Here is an 18,062-nt window from a genome sequence, read left to right on the forward strand (position 1 = left end):
CGAGCGCATCACGTTGGTGATGGACAACCTCAACACCCACAGTGCCGCCTCGCTGTACGAGGCCTTGATGCCCGAGCAGGCCAAGGCCCTGAGAGATCGCTTCGAGTTCGTCTACACCCCCAAGCATGGCAGTTGGCTGAACATGGCCGAAATCGAGATCAACGTACTCGTCGGCCAGTGCCTGGACAGGCGCATCGACTCCCTCGAGCGAATGCGCAAGGAGGTCGCCGCATGGCAGCAACGCCGCAACCAGCTCGATGCCAAGATCAACTGGCAGTTCACTACCCAGGATGCCAGGGTCAAGCTGCGTAGATTATATCCGCAGATTGAGGCGTGTTGAGACACTAGCGTGCTGGCACTCGAGTTCGATACTGATCGACACCCGGCGTAGACCAGCCAGCGGCTCGACTCTCTCCAGCGGGTGGAGCTGGAACAGGGCCTACGACAATCATTTCAGCAAAACTCGAAAACGGCTTCCGCTGGGCTCCAGGTTGCTCACCTGAACCTGCCAGCCCTGGTGCGTGCAGATCCGCTTGACCAGAGAAAGTCCGAGGCCCAGGCCCTCCCCGCGGACCTGCTCGCCGCGCACGAAGGGCTGGAAGATACGCTCGCGCTGCTCTTCGGGGATGCCCATGCCGCTGTCTTCGACACGGAAGCCGCCGCTCTCCAGGATCAGCCGTACCCTGCCGCTCTCGGTGTAGTGCAGGGCGTTGCGCAGCAGGTTGGAGAGGACCGTGCGCAGGAAGCTGAGGTTGTAGCTGGCGTTGTCGCTGTCCTCCACGATCAGCTCGAAGTCCAGGCCCTTGGCGCGGATCAGCGGTCCCCAGCGCTGGCTCTGCTCCTCCGCCACGCGGGCCAGGGTGGCGCTGCCACCGGTGGCAGCCTCCTCGTGCCGGGCACGCGCGAGGATGAGGAAGGTCTGCACCAGCTCGTGCATTTCCTGGGCGGCCCGGCCGATCCGTGCCACCAGCCCGCTGCTCTGGGGCGACAGGCGAGCCTCGCTCAGCAGCTCGCAGGCCCCCTGGACGACCATCAGCGGGGTGCGCAGTTCGTGGCTGACGTCGCTGGTGAACAGGCGCTCACGCTCCAGGCTCCGGCGCAGTTGGCCAAGGGTGCTGTCAAAGGCCGCCGCCAGTTGTCCAACCTCGTCGTCGGGGTATTCCGGCGCCAGGGGCGGTGCCAGCGTCAGTAGCTGGTCGCGGTGGCGGACTTGGTTGGCCAGGCGGGTCAAGGGAGCCATCACCTTGCGCGCCAGCAAGGTGCCGAGCAGCCAGGCACCGACCACGCTCAGCAGGAAGCAACCGAGTATCCCCCTGAAGATCAGCCGCTCGCGGTTTTCGAGCTTGCTCTGATCCTCCATCAGGATGTAGCGCTCGCTACCGACTTTCTTCACGTACACGTAGTAGGTGCGGTCGTTCTCCATCACTTCGGAGAAGCCTTTCTTCAGGCCCTTCATCGCTTCGGGAATCGGGTATTGCGGCAGGTTCGAGGCGAGGAAACGGGTGCTGGGACTCAGACGGGGGGACTCGCCCTGCGCGATATCGTGCTCCAGGAGAATATCGAGTTCGCGCTTGAGGTCCTGGGTGGCCAGCCGCTTTTCGGTGGAATTGACAATAACGACGATGCCCAGGGAGAAGAGCCCGCTGAGCAGCATGGCCATCAGGGTGAAAGCGATGACGATACGCCGGGCGAAGGGGTGCTGAATACGCATTCGGACTCTCCGTCAGGCGGTAGCTGACGCTGTAAAGGTGTGCGGGCGGGAGTTCTCGGCAGGCTTGGCGAGCGCTGGGCGCCGCGGGTGGCTGCGCAGGCTGCCGCTTTCCGGCAGATCATCGCCCCACAGGGCGTTTCCCAGGAACTCGCGGCGCACCACGACCAGACTTTTCTGCGCCAGGATGGCCAGCAGCTTGTAGCCGATCAGGTTCGGCCGCAGGGTCTTTCCTCCGCGTCCGCGGCTGGCGCTCAGGGCGTCCAGGTTGCAGACCTGGTGGACAATAGCGGGGTAGTCATGAAGCCAAGGCATCCCGATGATTCTTGTATTGAAGTGATGGGGCGCAGTCTGTCTCGGCGGGAGATTGGCGTGTCGTAAAAGCCGTGTAAGAAACATGTGAAAGATCAAATTCTTTATCGAAAGCGGCAAGCCGAGAAAACCGCGAACAGGCGTTTGAAGCGGCCTAATGACTCTGGCCCCCCGATAGGACGGTACCCGGCCACCCGACAGCGAGGTGGCAGAACATGGCAAAACGATTATTTTCCACAGCACTCAAGCGGGAGATCGCCTGTCTGATGCTCGACCAGGGCTACAGCGAGAGGCCGGCCTGCCAGGCCGTGGGTATCGGACCCGCGGCCGTGCGGCGCCGGGTCGAACAACTACGCCTGGAACGTGGCGGAAAAATAGCGGAGAGGAGCAAAGCACTGACACCCCAGCAGCCGCGTATTCAGGGGCCGGAGGCGCAGATACACCGCATCGGACGGGAGAAAGAGATCCTAAAAAGGCCACCGCTCTCTTGATGCCGGACGATCCCGATCGATACCCCTGATCGACAGATTGATTGAGCGAGCATTACTCGGCAGGCGAACGGAATCGCGTCTTCGGCGTGAATCGCAGCAGCTATTACCGGGCAATCCAGCAGTGGGAGCAGACGGATGCCGAGCGCGATCGTCCTTGGGTTGTGAAGCTTCATGCACGGAGTCGTTGCTCTGCATGTCCCAGAACCCTATCGGCGACATTCCGCGCCGAAGGGCATACCGCAGGCCTTTTCGCAAGCAGAGGATTGCATGGGATATTTTGCAGAGCGGCCAGCGACTCGACGGAAAAGTGGGAAAGTCCCACCTTATCCAGCAATCCGTCACGGTCAGGCCAAGGTAATCGGCGGCAATCCGTCCAAACCCATCCCCAAAAACGGACGTTGCGGCCTGTGCTCCGGCCTCGGGATATTTGACGGCTCGCAGGCGTATATAGAGCAAATCCCCCTTCTTCGGGGTATTTACGAATCACTGAGAGGCATTGGCCGAGACGATCTTTTCTTGGGCACAAACAAAAAGCGACAAGGGATCGCCTTGTCGCTTCATGTTTTTCGTCCGTGGGTCATCATCCTGATGAAGTCGCGATCCTGCGGCTATCCCTGGCTTCCATCCTTGGCGGCCTTCATCGATCCTTCGATGTCGGTGTGGAAGTAAATCTACTCGGGTGGCCGTCTTGAGCAAATTGGGAAAGCTCTCGATTTCTTGTAGGCTATGACTTACAGGGAGGCATCTGGCGTGCTGGCACTCGATCTCGGATCTAATCGACACCAGGCCCAGGCCTGGCTGGCGGCTCGACAACGCACTCCCGCGGGTAGCGCTGGTGCTAGCTGCCGGCGCTGCGCCGGATCGGCGCGGGTCCTCCCTCAAGGCGCCCGGATGTGGGCGGCTCGAGGTCCGCCTTGTCGCTATGTACGGCAGATGTTGGTGGGGTCGTTGTCGTTTCGTTGCCCGACGCCAGGCCACGCCGGCAGGGTGCTGGCGCCCAAGGATAGGTCATCGCCCTGCCGCCGGCTGGTAGAGTGGCCGGCCAGCCAATCAAAGAGAGGGATTAGTGATGCAAAGCTGGTTGTTTCTGGGGGGAGCCATAGTCTGCGAGGTCCTGGCGACCTCGGCGTTGAAGGCTTCGGAGGGCTTCAGCCGCATATGGCCATCGGTTGTTGTGGTGTTGGGGTATGCGGGGGCCTTTTATCTCTTGTCGCTCACGCTAAAAACAATCCCCATTGGTATTGCTTATGCCGTCTGGTCCGGGGTTGGAGTGGCCTTGATCAGCCTGATTGGCTGGTTTTTCCTTGGTCAGGCGCTCGACAAGCCGGCTCTCGTCGGTATCGCACTGATCATGGCGGGTGTGGCGGTGATCAATCTATTTTCTGGCGCTGGAAACCATTGATTGGCGCTTACATCAAGCGACGGTTTATCGTCGAATTCGCCACGCCTTCGCCCCCCATCGCCGCCGGCGTGATGGCCGGGTTTAGCCCATGGGCAGCGGCCTGCGGCATGGTAGCTCTTGGCGTCGACTCCGCGAGCCCGGAATATCGCCAGCACCCGCTGCTCGGCACAACGTACGGTCTGCGCGCCAATCGAAGCCAGGGCGGCGTGGGGAAAGACTGCGCGGGCGAATCCAAGAACGCGGTTGAAACGCCGAGGAGTACCTTGCCCGGCGCCGGCAGGCGTGGTCTGCGCCATCGATGCCGGTCCCCAAACACCCTGAAGCCCTCCGTTCTGTAAGCCATTACCTACAAAGGCTTGAGAACCTTGCGGATTTATTCGCGACGGCGGCCGCACTACAGTCGCCTCCGCGCTGGATCGACACAGGCTGGCCAGGATGGAGGCCAGGAACTTTGCCAGCGTGCGGCTCAACAGCGTCGGGCCATCAGGAGAATCAGGCATCACGAAAACAGGGACGTCCTCACTCGCCGTTTCTTGTCCCGTGAAATCGCCAAGCCCCTGGGCACCTGCCGGGTCTGCACAGCCATCGCGTGCGGATGGAGCCGAGCCGCCGACAGAAGGAACTCAGGCCGAACGACTCAGAGGTTGTGAAAAAATCGAATAGCGCCGCGAGAACCTCTCCCACCTTCAGAACGGCGTGCTACGTGAAATGCAGGAGAGTTTGCGGACCAAATAGTCTCACTTTTCACGTAGCGCAACGTTTTAGCGGGGGTTTTGAAGGGGGCTCAGCAGCGGCTTGAATTTTTCACAGCCTCTCAGCAACCGCTCGACCTGCCATTTTCACGAAAACCGACAAGTAAAATAAAAATGATGAAAGCCAGTGCCATCCCCCAATCCTCTTGCCGCCGCTTCCAGGTTCGAGATATTTCCGCCCAATATGGCGGACCAACCTTCGACCTCGTGTTCCACGACTCCGAGAGCAGCGTCGTACGCTACTCGGAGGCCGTATGGGACTCGAAAGCCCAGGCCCAGGTCGAGGCCGAACGACTCGAAGCGTCTCGAGCCTGTCCCGTTCATTGGGATGTTTTCTAGGCTCTCCCCTCGAGCTATCGCGATATATTTTTCTAAAAAATCAAATAGATAGGATTCAAAGACGCCTGCAGGGTCGCAGTGCTCAGGGACAGGCCAGCGCTTTGGCTCTATCGGGATCTGTCCCCGAAACCTTCTGCGGCATCGGGTGCCGGCCTGCACCGCCAGGCACGAGCCATACGGCCAAACCATCGACTGCGCCCCGCCGCTTCCGCCGAACCTCCCCGGACATGCTCCGCGTACGGTTCAACCGCCTCTCCGGATGCTGGACACCCCCGACACCCCGTGGGGCGATGTCGGTTATCCGGTAGCGGCGTTATCCCGCACCCGAGCGACTGCCGGAGGCGTCGCGCAGGCGCCATGCCGGCCTGGCCAAACGCTGCAGATGGGCCTCAGGCCATGGCTCGCGAGGAACACGGGCAAACCGCCGGCGGCCATCGCCGCGGCTTGCCGCCCTGCGCCTACCGATCGGCCACCCCGAGAAGGAACCAGAGGGTGGCGGCCTCCGCCACTGCCCGGCCCTTGACTGGTTCCGTTGTCTGGACAGCGAGGGGGCGTGGCCGGGAGGGTGGGACCTGGGAACCCGCTCCGGTAGGCGTCGCGCCCGGCGGCGGGCCAGACTTCGGCGAGCGGCTGGCGAGGCTGACCAGCAGCGTCAAGGCAACGATCAGGGCCAGGAAGACCAGGGCTTTGCTGAACATGCGATGCATCCGTCTCTCCCTCCGGCCGCAGCCGGATTCTGCACTTGCTTCGGGAAAACCATACTGCGCCGCAAATGTGGAGAAATTTTGGAGATTGCCCGCTGCACCTTGCCGAAGGGCCGGCGGCGCGGCCTTAATCTTAATGAAGGCATCCCGCCGCCCGGTCCTCCCATGAAAACCAGCATCTCCACCCGGCTGTTCCTCGCCGTGCTCTCCACTGCCCTGTTCGTCGCGCTGGCGATGGGCGTGGCCGACAGCTGGAGCTTCGCGCGGGGCTTTCTCGGCTATCTCAACGAGCTGGCCGTGGCGCGCATGGAGTCGGTCGAGCCGCGCTTCGTCGAGCACTACCGGCAGCAGGGCGACTGGGTGTCGGTGCGCGGCAACCCGGAAACCTGGTTCGAGCTGACCCGCCCGGACGATGATTCCGAGTGGCCGCCGGAGGCCCGGCCCATGCCGGTTTCCGACCTGACCGGGGCGGTGTTCCGCATCTCCCTGCTGGACGAGCGGGGCCGCCTGGTAATGGGCTTCGCCGAGGTCGGCGCGGATGCCGTGCGCCAGCCGCTGCAGCTCGACGGGCGCACCGTCGGCTGGCTGGCCATGACGCCCTTCCAGAGCGTGACCGAGGTCGGCGGCCAACGCCTGCTGCGCAACCAGCTGCAGGCCAGCCTGAGCATCGGCGCGCTGGCCGTACTGCTGGCAGCGCTGATCGCCTGGTGGGTGGCGCGCCGACTGCTCGCCCCGGTGCGTCGGGTGGCGGCCGCCACCCATCGCCTGGCGGCCGGCGACTACGGCGAACGGGTGGCGGTCGACTCCCGCGACGAGGTCGGCCAGTTGGCCCGCGATTTCAACCGCCTGGCGCACACCCTGGAGCGCAACGAACAGATGCGCCGCGCCTTCATGGCCGACGTCTCCCACGAGCTGCGCACCCCGCTGTCGGTGCTGCGCGGCGAGCTGGAGGCGCTCGAGGACGGCGTGCGCCGGCTGGACGGCGAGTCGCTGCACTCCCTGCAGACCGAGGTGGCCATGCTCGGCCAGTTGGTCGACGACCTCTACGAACTGTCGCTGGCCGACGTCGGCGCGCTGACCTATCGCAAGAGCGCGCTGGATGTGGCCGAGCAGTTGCGGATCGCCGTGGCGATGTTCCGCGAGCGCCTCGCCAAGCGGCGCATCGACCTCGAGCTGCAGCTGCCCGAACGGCCCCTGCCGGTGTTCGCCGACGCCGGCCGCCTGCAACAGCTGTTCGGCAACCTGCTGGAGAACAGCCTGCGCTACACCCATGCCGGCGGCCGCCTGCGGATCGTCGCGCAGGAGGCGGCGGAGGCGGTGAGCATCGACTTCCTCGACTCCGCGCCGGGGGTGGACGAACGCCACCTGCCGCGGCTGTTCGAGCGCTTCTACCGCGGTGAGGCCTCGCGCAGCCGCACCAGCGGCGGCGCCGGGCTGGGACTGGCGATCTGCCTGAGCATCGTCGAGGCCCACGGCGGCAGCCTGAGCGCCCGCCCCTCGCCGCTCGGCGGACTCTGGCTGAACATCGCACTGCCCCGGGGAGCGCACTGATGGAGAACAGCGGCAGCGGGCGCAGCGCCCAGGTCCTGGTGGTGGAGGACGAACCCAAACTCGCGGCCCTGCTGCGCGACTACCTGCTGGCCGACGGATACCGGGTGAGCTGCCTGGACAACGGCCTGGACGTGCTGCCGGCGGTGCGCGCCGCCGCACCCGACCTGATCCTGCTCGACCTCATGCTGCCGGGGCGCGACGGCCTGGAGGTCTGCCGCGAGCTGCGCGGCCTCAGCAATGTGCCGATCGTCATGCTCACCGCGCGAGTCGAGGAACTCGACCGTCTGCTGGGCCTCGAGCTGGGCGCCGACGACTACATCTGCAAGCCGTTCAGCCCGCGCGAAGTGGTGGCGCGGGTGCGCGCCATCCTGCGCCGCTGCCCGCCCCCGCCGGTCGGCGGGCTGGAACTCGACGCAAGCATCTACCGGGCCCGCTGCAACGGCGTCGAGCTGGACCTGACGCCGGTCGAGTTCCGCCTACTCAACTGCCTGGCCTCGGCGCCGGGGCGGATCTTCTCCCGCGATCAACTGCTGGACCGGCTCTACCCCGACCACCGGGTGGTCAGCGACCGTACCGTGGACAGCCACGTCAAGAATCTGCGCCGCAAACTGGAACAGGCCGCCCCGGAACGCAACCCGATCCATTCGATCTACGGGGTCGGGTATAAGCTGGAATGGTAGGACGGACGATCGGCAAGACGCCGGATCCATCCCCTGGAAACCGACCGATCGGAGGGAATTCGATGAGCGCGAAAACACCGGGAACGCTTCTGCCCGCCTGGCTGCTGGCCACCGGGCTGGGACTGGCCGCCCCCGCTGGCGTGGCGGCGCCGGACGAGGTGAGCGCCGAACAGGTGGTCTCCGCCCTGGAGGCCGCGTTCGGCGTGACGCCGGGCGAGCGGCGCAACCACACCAAAGGAACCTGCGCGGCCGGCGAGTTCGTCGGCCTGCCCGCCGCCGCGGCCTGGTCGCGCTCGGCGCTGTTCTCCGGAGAGTCCGTGCCGGTCGTCGCACGCTTCTCGCTGGCCGGCGGCAACCCGAAGGCGCCCGACACGGCCAAGTCGCCGCGCGGCATGGCCCTGGAGTTCCGCCTCCCCGGCGGCGGCCTGCAGCACATGACCATGCTCAATACGCCGGTCTTCGGTGCCGCGCACCCCAGGACCTTCCTCGATCTGATGGTCGCCACGAAGCCCGATCCGGCCACCGGCAAGCCCGATCCCGAGAAGATCAAGGCGTTCAAGGCGAGCCACCCGGACAATCTGGCCCAGGCGCAATTTCTCGACGCGCACAATCCGCCGCCGAGCTACGCCAACAGCAGCTATTTCGGCATCCATGCGTTCTGGTTCGTCGACCGCGACGGCAAGACTACCCCGGTGCGCTGGCGCTTCGTGCCGCAGGACGGCGAGCAGCGCCTCGGCGACGACGAACTCGCGTCCTCGCCGCCTGACTTCCTCGAGCGCCGGCTGATCGAGCGTACCGCCCAGGGCCCACTGCGCTGGGACATGCTGCTGACCCTCGGCGCGCCCGGCGACCCCACCGACGACCCGACCCGAGCCTGGCCGGAGGAGCGCCCGCAGGTGAAGGTCGGCACCCTGACGCTGACCTCGGCAACGCCGCAGAAGGGCGCGACCTGCGAGAAGATCAACTTCGACCCGCTGGTGATGGCCGACGGCATCGCGCCGAGCGACGATCCGGTGCTGCGCTTTCGCTCGCCGGCCTACGCCGCGTCCTTCGCCAAGCGGCTGGGCGGGCAGTGACGGCGGCGCTTTGAGCGGACCGCCCCGTGAGCGAGAATCCCGGCTTTCCCGTGGACTCGCCGGAGGTGGCGTCGTGGAGCAGTTGAAAGAAAAAATCCGCGAGCAGGGCATCGTGCTCTCGGAGCAGGTACTGAAGGTGGATGCCTTCCTCAACCACCAGGTCGATCCGCTGCTGATGCAGCAGATCGGCCGGGAGTTCGCCCGGCGCTTTCGCGACCAGGGCATCGACAAGGTCGTCACCCTCGAGGCCTCGGGCATCGCGCCGGCCCTGATGACCGCGCTGGAGCTGGGCGTGCCGCTGGTGTTCGCCCGCAAGCACCGCTCGCTGACCCTGACCGACAACCTGCTGACCGCCCGGGTCTATTCCTTCACCAAACAGATGGAAAGCACCGTGGCGATTTCCGCCAACCACCTGGCGGCCGGCGAGCGGGTGCTGATCGTCGACGACTTCCTGGCCAACGGCCAGGCCGCGCTGGGACTGGGCGCCATCGTCCGCCAGGCCGGGGCGAGCGTGGTCGGGATCGGCATCGTCATCGAGAAGTCCTTCCAGCCCGGCCGCCGGGCGCTGGAGGAACAGGGCTACCGAGTCGAGTCCCTGGCGCGGATCGCCTCGCTGGCGGGAGGCCACGTCAGCTTCGTGGCGTGAACAGAGACGACGAAGCCGCCCGCAGGCGGCTTCGTCTTCGGCTGGGTCGCGATCAGAGACCGGACATCTTGCCGATGGCGGCCTTCAGCTCGTCGTCCGAGCAGTCGGCACAGGTGCCTTTCGGCGGCATGGCGTTACGGCCGGCGATCGCCGAGTGGAGCAGCGCGTCGAGACCGCCGCGCTCGTCGGCACGGGCTTTCCAGGCGGCGTTGTCGCCGACCTTCGGCGCGTTCAGCAGGCCGCTGCCGTGGCAAGCGTTGCAATGCTTGGCGACGATTTCGTCGCCGGTGCGCGCACCGCCGCCGCTAGCACCGGCGGCAACGGCGGCGACGCCCTTGCACTCCTGGCCAGCCACGCAGACTTCACCGACCGGCTTGAGACGCTCGGCAATTTTTTCGTCGATCGCGGCCTGGACGCTCGTTGCCCACAGGGCCAATACGGCGACCGGTGCCGCCAACATCTTGATCAGATTCACCCTTACCCCCCTCATCGTGGCTGGTTAAGTGCGCCCGCGGCCACGGGTTTTCGCGAGCGGGCGGGAGTATAACCTTACGAAAGGCAGGCTGAAATAAGGGGATACCCGCCCGTCAGGCGGCCCGGCGAGCCGCCGCGCCGCTCAGCAATGTGCCGGGGTGGCGGCGCTGATCAGCCGCGCGGGGGTCGCGAAGGGGTTGCGGAAGCGGTGCGGCTGGCCGGCGATCAGGTAGTAGCTGTCGCCGCTCTCGAGGAGGTGGATCTGCTCGCCGACCTGCAGCTCCAGGCGTCCCTCGACGAGGATGCCGGCCTCCTCGCCCTGGTGGACGAGCAGCGCCGCGCCGCTGTCGGCGCCCGGCGGGTAGGTCACCGAGAGGAAGGCCAGCGCCCGCTCGGGATGGTCCTTGCCGACCAGCCGCATGCTCAGCGGCCCGCTCGACAGCTCGGCCTGCGCGGCGGCGCGGTAGACCACCGGAGGGCTGGCCTCCACAGCGAGGTCGAGGGAGAAGAACTCCATCAGCGACATGGGAATGCCGCCGAGAACCTTCTTCAGGGAGCTGATCGAGGGGCTGACGCTGTTCTTCTCGATCATCGAGATGGTGCTGTTGGTGACGCCCGCGCGCTTGGCGAGTTCACGCTGGGAGAGGCCTTTGAGCTTGCGTATGGATTGCAGTCGAATGCCGACGTCCAAGGCGGGAATCCTCTCGGAAGCCTGAACCAGTTGCCATTAATGATGGCAACGGCGTTCAGTATTTACAACGCTCCGCCGCAGATTCCGTTCAGTCCCGCCAGGACCGGGCGACCCGCCGCACGTTGCAGAACAGCTGGTAGGCGATGGTCCCGGCCGCCGCCGCCACCGCGCCGGCCGGCACCTCGGCGCCCCACAGCTCGACCCGGCTGCCGAGGCCGGCCAGGGGCAGGTCGGTGAGATCCACGGTGAGCATGTCCATCGACACCCGGCCGATCAGCCGCGCCGGCCGGCCGTCGACGGCGACCGGCGTGCCGTCCGGCGCATGCCGCGGGTAGCCGTCGGCATAGCCCAGGGCGACGACCCCGACGCGGGTCGGCCGCGGGCTGACGAAGCGCGCGCCGTAGCCCACCGGCTCGCCGGCCGACAGCTCGCGCACGCTGATGATCTTCGACTCCAGGGTCATCACCGGGCGCAGCCGCGCCGCCTGCTCCTGATGCTGCTCGAAGGGCGTGGCGCCGTAAAGCATGATCCCCGGCCGCAGCCATTCGCCGTCCTGGCCGCGGCGGAACAGCTGTGGCCAACCGAGCAGTGCCGGCGAGTTGCGCAGGCTGAACTCCGCCGCGAGGCCGCCGGTTGCCGCCGCGAACTGCGCCAGCTGTTCGGCGACCCGCGGGCAGCCCAGCTCGTCGGCGCGGGCGAAGTGACTCATGGCGACGATCTTCGCCGCCTTGCCGCTGGCCGCGAGGCGCGCATGGGCCACCCGGTAGTCGGCCGGCGCGAAGCCGACCCGGTGCATGCCGGAGTCGAGCTTCAGCCAGAAGGTCAGCGGCTGCGCGAGCGGTGTACGCTCGATGGCCTCCAGCTGCCAGGACGCATGCACCGCGCACCACAGGCCGTGGCGCTCGATCAGCGCCAGCTCGTCCGCCTCGAAGAAACCTTCCAGCAGCAGGATCGGCGCGCGGATGCCAGCCTCGCGCAGCTCCAGCGCCTCCTCGAGGCAGGCCACCGCAAAGCCGTCGGCCTCGCCTTCCAGAGCTTGGGCGCAGCGCAGCGCGCCGTGCCCGTAGGCATCGGCCTTGACCACCGCCAGGGCGCGCGCGCCGCCCAGTTCGCGGGCCAGCCGGTAGTTGTGGCGCAGGGCGGCAAGATCGATCAGGGCACGGGCGGGGCGCATGGGATGTTGCTCTCGAAGGGGTAAGGGTGAGCCTCAGGGCAGCGCGGCGACGACCGTCATCTCCACCCGGGCGTCATCGCTGTACAGCCGCGCCTCGACGCAGGCCCGCGCCGGCGCGCAGCCGGCCGGCAGCCAGGCGTCCCACACCGCGTTGAGGCCGGCATAGTCGGCGGCCATGTCCTTCAGGTAGATGGTCACCGAGAGCAGCCGCGACTTGTCGCTGCCGGCCTCGGCGAGCAGCCGGTCGACGTTGGCCAGGGTCTGCCGGGTCTGCTCCTCGATGCCGCCGCCGTAGTCGTCCGCCAGCTGCCCGGCCAGGTAGACGGTGCCGTGGTGGACGACGATTTCGCTGTAGCGCGCTTCAGTTCGCAGGCGCCGGATGGACATGGGGGGAGTTCTCCAGAAAATGGCCGTAGCGGGAAATGTCGAGGCCCGCGGCGCTGATCCGCGGGTGCTTGCGCGTCAGCAGGTCGGCCAGCAGGCGGCCGGAACCGCAGGCCATGGTCCAGCCCAGTGTACCGTGCCCGGTGTTGAGGAACAGGTTGCGGTAGCCGGTCGCGCCCACGATCGGCGTGCCGTCCGGAGTGGCCGGGCGCAGCCCGGTCCAGAACTCGGCGCGGGCCAGGTCGCCGCCCTGCGGGTAGAGGTCGCCCACCACCAGCTCGAGGGTTTCGCGCCGACGCGGGTTGAGGGCCAGGTCGAAGCCGGCCAGCTCGGCCATGCCGCCGACGCGGATGCGCGCGTCGAAGCGGGTGATCGCGACCTTGTAGGTCTCGTCGAGGATGGTCGAGGTCGGCGCCAGGGCCGGATCGACGATGGGAAGGGTCAGCGAGTAGCCCTTGAGCGGATAGATCGGCGCGCGGATGCCCAGCGGCGCGAGCAGCTGCGGCGAATAACTGCCGAGGGCCAGCACGTAGTGGTCGGCGCTTTCCAGGCGGCCATCGATGCGCACGCCGAGGAGGCGCTCGCCGTCATGCTCCAGACGCTCGATGTGCCGGCCGAAGCGAAACTCCACACCGAGCCCGGCAGCCAGCTCCGCCAGACGGCGGGTGAACAGCTGGCAGTCGCCGGTCTGGTCGTTGGGCAGGCGCAGAGCGCCGGCGAGCTTGTCGGCGACGCCGGCCAGGGCCGGCTCGACGCGGGCGATGCCGGCGCGGTCGAGCAACTCGTAGGGCACCCCGGAGCGCTCCAGCACGGCGATGTCCTGGGCCGCGGCGTCCAGCTGCTGCTGGGTGCGGAACAGCTGGGTGGTGCCCAGCTGGCGGCCCTCGTAGTCGAGGCCGGTCTCGGCGCGCAGCTCGTCGAGGCAGTCGCGGCTGTACTCGGAGAGACGCACCATGCGCTCCTTGTTAACCGCATAGCGCGCGGCGGTGCAGTTGCGCAGCATCTGCGCCAGCCAGAGGTACTGGCGGGGATCGGCGGTCGGCCTGATGGCCAGCGGCGCGTGGCGCTGCAGCAGCCACTTGAGGGCCTTGAGCGGCACGCCGGGCGCCGCCCAGGGCGAGGCGTAGCCGGGCGACACCTGGCCGGCGTTGGCGAAGCTGGTTTCCATCGCCGGCCCCTCGGCGCGGTCGACCACCGTCACCTCGAAACCGGCCCGGGCCAGATAGTAGGCCGTGGTGGTGCCGATCACTCCGCTGCCCAGTACCAGTACGCGCATGACGGTTTCCCCCTGCGAGCTGCAAACCTTGAATGTCCCCAGTATAAGAAGCCCAAGCCAGTGGCTTGCACTATTTGAACGTCTATATTCAGGTGATTTTCCGGAAACGGGCACCTTTGCCCGGAGAAATCCATGTGAGAACCCAGCACCAGAGCCGCCGCGAACTGGACCGCATCGACCGCCACATCCTGCGTATCCTGCAGCAGGAGGGACGTATCTCGCTCACCGAGCTGGGCGAGCGGGTCGGCCTGTCCACCACGCCCTGCACCGAGCGGGTCCGCCGCCTGGAGCGCGAGGGCTTCATCCTCGGCTATGCGGCGCGGCTCAATCCGCAGTACCTGGGCGCCGGCCTGCTGGTGTTCGTCGAGATCAGCCTGGCCTACAAGTCCGGCGACATCTTCGAGGAGTTCCGCCGGGCGGTGCTGAAGCTGCCCCAGGTGCTGGAATGCCATCTGGTCTCCGGCGATTTCGACTACCTGCTCAAGGCGCGCATCTCGGAGATGGCCTCCTACCGCAAGCTGCTCGGCGACATCCTGCTCAGGCTGCCCCATGTGCGCGAGTCGAAGAGCTATATCGTCATGGAAGAGGTCAAGGAAAGCCTCGAACTGCCAGTGCCGGAATGAGGAGTCGCCGATGAACGCATCGCCAGCGGGCTCGCCCGCCCCTGCGGACAACCACGCACCGTCCTACTACGCCGCCACGGCCGGCCCGCTGCCGGCGTTTCCGGCTCTGGAGGGCGAGCTGCGCGCCGAGGTGTGCGTGGTCGGCGGCGGCTTCAGCGGGCTCAATACCGCCCTCGAACTGGCCGAGCGCGGCCTCTCGGTGGTCCTGCTGGAAGCACGGGTGCTCGGCTGGGGCGCCAGCGGGCGCAACGGCGGGCAGCTGATCCGCGGCCTCGGCCACGATCTCGAAGGCTTCCGCCCGCTGCTCGGCGCGGACGGGGTCCGTGCGCTGAAGCTGATGGGCCTGGAAGCGGTGGAAATCGTCCGCCGGCGCATCGAACGCCACGCCATCGACTGCGACCTGACCTGGGGCTACTGCGACCTGGCTACCCGGGCGCGGCATGTCGAGCACCTCCAAACCGAGTACGCCGAGCTGCTGGCGCTCGGCTACTGCCATGAGCTGCGCCTGCTGGAAGCCGGGCAGATGCCCGAGGTGATCGGCTCCGAACGCTACTGCGGCGGCCTGCTGGACCGCGGCTCGGGCCATCTGCATCCGCTCAAGCTGCTGCTCGGCGAGGCCGCCGCGGCGCAGGCGCTCGGCGTGCGACTGTTCGAGCGTTCGGCGGTGACGAAGATCGACCACGGCCGCGACGTCTGCGTGCACACCGCCCGCGGCCGGGTCCGCGCCGCCAGCCTGGTGCTCGCCGGCAACGCCCATCTCGGTGCCCTCGAGCCGGCGCTGGCCGGCAAGGTGCTGCCGGCCGGCAGCTACCTCATCGCCACCGAACCGCTCTCCCCCGCCCTGGCCGCCGAGCTGCTGCCGCAGAACCTGGCGGTCTGCGACCAGCGCGTGGTGCTCGACTACTTCCGGCTGTCCGCCGACCGCCGCCTGCTGTTCGGCGGCGCCTGCCACTATTCCGGGCGCGACCCGCGGGACATCGCCGGCTACATGCGACCGAAGATGCTCAAGGTCTTTCCCCAGCTCGCCGACACGCGCATCGACTACGCCTGGGGCGGGATGATCGGCATCGGCGCCAACCGCCTGCCGCAGATCGGCCGGCTGAGGGACCAGCCCAACGTCTACTACGCCCAGGGCTATTCCGGCCACGGGCTGAACGCCACCCACCTGGCCGGCCGGCTGCTCGCCGAGGCCATCGCCGGGCAGCAGGGCGGCGGCTTCGAGCTGTTCGCCCGGGTGCCGCACCGCACCTTCCCCGGCGGCCCGCGCCTGCGCGCGCCACTGCTCGCCTTGGGCATGCTCTGGTACCGGCTGCAGGAGCTGCTGTGAAGCGCTCTACAGCTTGATCCAGGTGGCCTTCAGCTCGGTGTACTTGTCGAAGGCGTGCAGCGACTTGTCGCGGCCGTTGCCGGACTGCTTGAAGCCGCCGAACGGCGCGGTCATGTCGCCGCCATCGTACTGGTTTACCCACACGCTGCCGGCGCGCAGCGCCCGGGCGGTGCGGTGGGCCTTGGACAGGTCGCGGGTCCAGAGCGCCGCGGCCAGCCCGTAGGGGCTGTCGTTGGCGATCCGCACCGCCTCCTCCGGGGTGTCGAAGACGATCACCGAGAGCACCGGGCCGAAGATTTCCTCGCGGGCGATCTTCATGGCGTTGCTCACCCCGTCGAACACCGTCGGCTCGACGTAGGTGCCGCCGGTTTCCTCGAGGACGCGTCGGCCGCCGGTCAGCAGGCTGGCGCCCCCGCTCAATCCGGCCTCGATGTAGCCGAGCACGGTGTCGAGCTGCTGGCGGTCCACCAGGGCGCCGACGTTGGTCGCCGGGTCCAGCGGGTGGCCGGGCTGCCAGGCCTTCAGCGCTTCCAGCAGCAGCGGCAGGAACTGGTCCTTGATCGAGCGCTCGACCAACAGGCGCGAACCGGCGGTGCACACTTCACCCTGGTTGAAGGCGATGGCGCCCGCTGCGGCCTCGGCGGCGGCCTTGAGGTCCGGCGCGTCGGCGAAGACGATGTTCGGGCTCTTGCCGCCGGCCTCCAGCCAAACACGCTTCATGTTCGACTCGCCGGCGTAGACCATCAGTTGCCGGGCGATCCGGGTCGAGCCGGTGAACACCAGGCAATCGATGTCCATGTGCAGCGCCAGCGCCTTGCCCACCGTATGGCCGTAGCCCGGCAGGACGTTGAGCACGCCGGGCGGAATGCCCGCCTCGAACGCCAGCTGGGCGAGGCGGATGGCGGTCAAGGGCGACTTCTCCGAGGGCTTGAGGATCACCGAATTGCCGCTGGCCAGCGCCGGGCCGAGCTTCCAGCAGGCCATCAGCAGCGGGAAGTTCCATGGCACGATGGCCGCCACCACGCCGACCGGTTCGCGGGTGACCAGGCCCAGCTCGTCGTCGGGGGTGGCGGCCACCTCGCCGTAGAGCTTGTCGATCGCCTCGCCGCTCCAGCGCAGTGCACGCGCCGCGGCCGGCACGTCGATCCTCAGCGCGTCCGTGATCGGCTTACCCATGTCCAGGGTTTCCAGCAGGGCCAGCTCCTCGCGGTGGGTTTCCAGCAGCTCGGCCAGGCGGATCATCACCGCCTTGCGCTTGGCCGGTGCCAACCGCGACCAGCGGCCGTCCTCGAAGCTGCGCCGCGCCGCCGCCACCGCCAGTTCGGCATCGGCCGCGTCGCAGCTGGCCACCTGCGCCAGCCGGCGCCCGTCGACCGGGCTCAGGCAGTCGAAGGTCGCGCCCTCGACGGCTGTCAGGTAGTGGCCGTCGACGAAGGCGCGGCCCTCGAGGGTCAGGCAGCGGGCACGTTCTTCCCAGTCGGCGCGGGTCGGGCTGGTCATGGGGGCATCCTTCTCGTCACGGGAGTCATCGAAACACCCTACCCCCCGCACCCAGGGCTTTCAATATGATATGGATGCACGTCCCCGAAAACGAAGAAGCCCGCCAAAAGGCGGGCTTCTTCGTCAGGCAGCCGATCAATCACTTGATCTTGGCTTCCTTGTAGATCACGTGCTTGCGCACGACAGGATCGTACTTCTTGATCTCGATCTTGTCGGGGGTGGTGCGCTTGTTCTTGTCGGTGGTGTAGAAATGGCCGGTACCGGCGCTGGACACCAAACGGATCAGATCACGCATGACTATCTCCTCAAACCTTTTCGCCGCGAGCGCGCAGCTCGGACAGTACGACGTCGATACCGCGCTTGTCGATGATGCGCATGCCCTTGGCGGAAACGCGCAGACGCACGAAACGCTTCTCGGACTCGACCCAGAAGCGGTGATGCTGCAGGTTCGGCAGGAAACGACGGCGGGTTTTGTTGTTCGCGTGGGAAATGTTGTTCCCGGTAACCGGACCCTTACCGGTCACTTGACAGACTCTCGACATGCCTCAGCCCTCAAAAACCACATGCCCAACCCGGCATGGGTTGGCCGCTTATCTTTCAGTCATTCGGCGCCCGGCGATTCGCGCGAAAGGCTTTCGCACGCCAGCTGCGCCACGATTCATCGGGGTCTGACCGGCTGTCACTGCCAACGCAGGAAGCGGGCCCCTAGAAAAGAGCGCTGCTTTATATCAGAAAGCCCCCGATGGGGCAAGAATCGCGCGACTTCGGCCAGGGCAATCGCGCTACATCGCTCTTGCGTTGGACGAGGATTAGCGGTAACGGACAAGACTTTTCCGAGCCCCATCATGCTGCCCAATCCACAGCCCTACTTCGCCAGGCTCGTCGACCCACGGCGCGAAACCCGCAACAAGCTGCACGCCCTGCAGGACATCGTCATGATCACGCTCTGCGC

The 18,062-nt window shown here is 66.9% G+C and carries 19 protein-coding genes; 9 read left to right on the plus strand and 10 right to left on the minus strand.

Translation table 11 applies throughout. The features are described 5' to 3' along the window. Positions 1 to 340, plus strand: a 340-nt coding sequence (locus BMY22_RS19960; RefSeq protein WP_208599351.1) for a transposase, incomplete at its 5' end; no start/stop codon positions are given. Between the two features lie 108 nt (positions 341 to 448). Here the strand turns inward: BMY22_RS19960 and BMY22_RS19965 are convergent. Together BMY22_RS19965 and BMY22_RS19970 are read right to left on the minus strand one after the other, a co-directional pair. Beyond that, positions 449 to 1,711, minus strand: coding sequence for a sensor histidine kinase (locus BMY22_RS19965; RefSeq protein WP_090624965.1), 1,263 nt, complete (start codon positions 1,709 to 1,711; stop codon positions 449 to 451). A gap of 12 nt (positions 1,712 to 1,723) precedes the next feature. After that, the gene (locus BMY22_RS19970) at positions 1,724 to 2,023 is read right to left on the minus strand and encodes a response regulator transcription factor (protein WP_090624967.1); all 300 of its coding nucleotides are present in this window, start codon (positions 2,021 to 2,023) and stop codon (positions 1,724 to 1,726) included. A 212-nt stretch (positions 2,024 to 2,235) separates the two neighbouring features. Here BMY22_RS19970 and BMY22_RS24005 point away from each other — a divergent pair, with 212 nt between their 5' ends. From BMY22_RS24005 to BMY22_RS20005, 6 genes are all read left to right on the plus strand, one after another. Further along, positions 2,236 to 2,511, plus strand: coding sequence for a transposase (locus BMY22_RS24005; protein WP_143068564.1), 276 nt, complete (start codon positions 2,236 to 2,238; stop codon positions 2,509 to 2,511). 1,069 nt (positions 2,512 to 3,580) lie between these two features. Further along, positions 3,581 to 3,913: an SMR family transporter gene (locus tag BMY22_RS19975; protein ID WP_090624968.1), complete on the plus strand. Its 333-nt coding sequence runs from the start codon at positions 3,581 to 3,583 to the stop codon at positions 3,911 to 3,913. Positions 3,914 to 5,873: 1,960 nt separating this feature from the next. After that, entirely contained in the window at positions 5,874 to 7,259 is a 1,386-nt protein-coding gene (locus tag BMY22_RS19990) for an ATP-binding protein (RefSeq protein ID WP_090624971.1), read from the plus strand. Then, entirely contained in the window at positions 7,259 to 7,939 is a 681-nt protein-coding gene (locus tag BMY22_RS19995; RefSeq protein WP_090624973.1) for a response regulator, read from the plus strand. Before BMY22_RS19990 ends, BMY22_RS19995 begins: the two co-directional genes overlap by 1 nt. Before the next feature lie 62 nt (positions 7,940 to 8,001). After that, positions 8,002 to 9,015, plus strand: a complete 1,014-nt coding sequence (locus BMY22_RS20000; RefSeq protein ID WP_090624974.1) for a catalase family peroxidase — start codon at positions 8,002 to 8,004, stop codon at positions 9,013 to 9,015. A 73-nt stretch (positions 9,016 to 9,088) separates the two neighbouring features. After that, positions 9,089 to 9,661 (plus strand): xanthine phosphoribosyltransferase, encoded by a 573-nt coding sequence (locus BMY22_RS20005; RefSeq protein WP_090624976.1) that lies wholly within the window; start codon positions 9,089 to 9,091, stop codon positions 9,659 to 9,661. A 52-nt stretch (positions 9,662 to 9,713) separates the two neighbouring features. On the opposite strand, the gene BMY22_RS20010 is transcribed toward BMY22_RS20005, so the two are convergent. The 5 genes from BMY22_RS20010 to dadA form a co-directional block, all read right to left on the minus strand. Then, positions 9,714 to 10,127: a c-type cytochrome gene (locus tag BMY22_RS20010; RefSeq protein WP_208599352.1), complete on the minus strand. Its 414-nt coding sequence runs from the start codon at positions 10,125 to 10,127 to the stop codon at positions 9,714 to 9,716. A 150-nt stretch (positions 10,128 to 10,277) separates the two neighbouring features. After that, on the minus strand, positions 10,278 to 10,826 hold the full coding sequence (locus tag BMY22_RS20015) for a cupin domain-containing protein (protein WP_090624977.1): 549 nt from the start codon (positions 10,824 to 10,826) through the stop codon (positions 10,278 to 10,280). Between the two features lie 88 nt (positions 10,827 to 10,914). Then, on the minus strand, positions 10,915 to 12,000 hold the full coding sequence (gene alr / locus BMY22_RS20020) for an alanine racemase (protein ID WP_090624979.1): 1,086 nt from the start codon (positions 11,998 to 12,000) through the stop codon (positions 10,915 to 10,917). A 33-nt stretch (positions 12,001 to 12,033) separates the two neighbouring features. Continuing rightward, complete coding sequence (locus BMY22_RS20025) at positions 12,034 to 12,387, minus strand: RidA family protein (protein WP_090624980.1); 354 nt, start codon at positions 12,385 to 12,387, stop codon at positions 12,034 to 12,036. After that, positions 12,362 to 13,660, minus strand: coding sequence for a D-amino acid dehydrogenase (gene dadA, locus BMY22_RS20030; RefSeq protein ID WP_090624982.1), 1,299 nt, complete (start codon positions 13,658 to 13,660; stop codon positions 12,362 to 12,364). Before dadA ends, BMY22_RS20025 begins: the two co-directional genes overlap by 26 nt. Positions 13,661 to 13,794: 134 nt before the next feature. Between dadA and BMY22_RS20035 the strand changes: the two genes are divergently transcribed. Both BMY22_RS20035 and BMY22_RS20040 read left to right on the plus strand, forming a co-directional pair. Beyond that, the gene (locus tag BMY22_RS20035) at positions 13,795 to 14,283 is read left to right on the plus strand and encodes an Lrp/AsnC ligand binding domain-containing protein (RefSeq protein WP_090624984.1); all 489 of its coding nucleotides are present in this window, start codon (positions 13,795 to 13,797) and stop codon (positions 14,281 to 14,283) included. Positions 14,284 to 14,293: 10 nt separating this feature from the next. Next, positions 14,294 to 15,610, plus strand: a complete 1,317-nt coding sequence (locus BMY22_RS20040; protein WP_090624985.1) for an NAD(P)/FAD-dependent oxidoreductase — start codon at positions 14,294 to 14,296, stop codon at positions 15,608 to 15,610. Positions 15,611 to 15,616: 6 nt separating this feature from the next. Here BMY22_RS20040 and BMY22_RS20045 read toward each other — a convergent pair whose 3' ends face one another. The 3 genes from BMY22_RS20045 to rpmB form a co-directional block, all read right to left on the minus strand. After that, on the minus strand, positions 15,617 to 17,110 hold the full coding sequence (locus BMY22_RS20045; RefSeq protein ID WP_090624987.1) for an aldehyde dehydrogenase: 1,494 nt from the start codon (positions 17,108 to 17,110) through the stop codon (positions 15,617 to 15,619). A gap of 139 nt (positions 17,111 to 17,249) precedes the next feature. After that, positions 17,250 to 17,405, minus strand: a complete 156-nt coding sequence (gene rpmG / locus BMY22_RS20050; RefSeq protein ID WP_014854577.1) for a 50S ribosomal protein L33 — start codon at positions 17,403 to 17,405, stop codon at positions 17,250 to 17,252. A 10-nt stretch (positions 17,406 to 17,415) separates the two neighbouring features. Further along, a complete protein-coding gene (gene rpmB, locus BMY22_RS20055) occupies positions 17,416 to 17,652 on the minus strand; it encodes a 50S ribosomal protein L28 (protein WP_039806568.1) in 237 nt (78 codons plus the stop codon). Positions 17,653 to 18,062: the final 410 nt, after the last annotated feature.

It is taken from the genome of Azotobacter beijerinckii (genome assembly GCF_900110885.1).
Taxonomy (GTDB): Bacteria; Pseudomonadota; Gammaproteobacteria; order Pseudomonadales; family Pseudomonadaceae; genus Azotobacter; species Azotobacter beijerinckii.

What these genes read in the sequence shown, in the direction of transcription:
- BMY22_RS19970 (WP_090624967.1), bottom strand. Translation starts at nt 2,023, where the DNA reads ATGCCTTGGCTTCATGACTACCCCGCTATTGTCCACCAGGTCTGCAAC.
- BMY22_RS19965 (WP_090624965.1), bottom strand. Translation starts at nt 1,711, where the DNA reads ATGCGTATTCAGCACCCCTTCGCCCGGCGTATCGTCATCGCTTTCACC.
- rpmG (WP_014854577.1), bottom strand. Translation starts at nt 17,405, where the DNA reads ATGCGTGATCTGATCCGTTTGGTGTCCAGCGCCGGTACCGGCCATTTC.
- BMY22_RS19990 (WP_090624971.1), top strand. Translation starts at nt 5,874, where the DNA reads ATGAAAACCAGCATCTCCACCCGGCTGTTCCTCGCCGTGCTCTCCACT.
- BMY22_RS20000 (WP_090624974.1), top strand. Translation starts at nt 8,002, where the DNA reads ATGAGCGCGAAAACACCGGGAACGCTTCTGCCCGCCTGGCTGCTGGCC.
- BMY22_RS20025 (WP_090624980.1), bottom strand. Translation starts at nt 12,387, where the DNA reads ATGTCCATCCGGCGCCTGCGAACTGAAGCGCGCTACAGCGAAATCGTC.
- BMY22_RS19995 (WP_090624973.1), top strand. Translation starts at nt 7,259, where the DNA reads ATGGAGAACAGCGGCAGCGGGCGCAGCGCCCAGGTCCTGGTGGTGGAG.
- BMY22_RS19975 (WP_090624968.1), top strand. Translation starts at nt 3,581, where the DNA reads ATGCAAAGCTGGTTGTTTCTGGGGGGAGCCATAGTCTGCGAGGTCCTG.
- alr (WP_090624979.1), bottom strand. Translation starts at nt 12,000, where the DNA reads ATGCGCCCCGCCCGTGCCCTGATCGATCTTGCCGCCCTGCGCCACAAC.
- rpmB (WP_039806568.1), bottom strand. Translation starts at nt 17,652, where the DNA reads ATGTCGAGAGTCTGTCAAGTGACCGGTAAGGGTCCGGTTACCGGGAAC.
- BMY22_RS24005 (WP_143068564.1), top strand. Translation starts at nt 2,236, where the DNA reads ATGGCAAAACGATTATTTTCCACAGCACTCAAGCGGGAGATCGCCTGT.
- BMY22_RS20040 (WP_090624985.1), top strand. Translation starts at nt 14,294, where the DNA reads ATGAACGCATCGCCAGCGGGCTCGCCCGCCCCTGCGGACAACCACGCA.
- dadA (WP_090624982.1), bottom strand. Translation starts at nt 13,660, where the DNA reads ATGCGCGTACTGGTACTGGGCAGCGGAGTGATCGGCACCACCACGGCC.
- BMY22_RS20045 (WP_090624987.1), bottom strand. Translation starts at nt 17,110, where the DNA reads ATGACCAGCCCGACCCGCGCCGACTGGGAAGAACGTGCCCGCTGCCTG.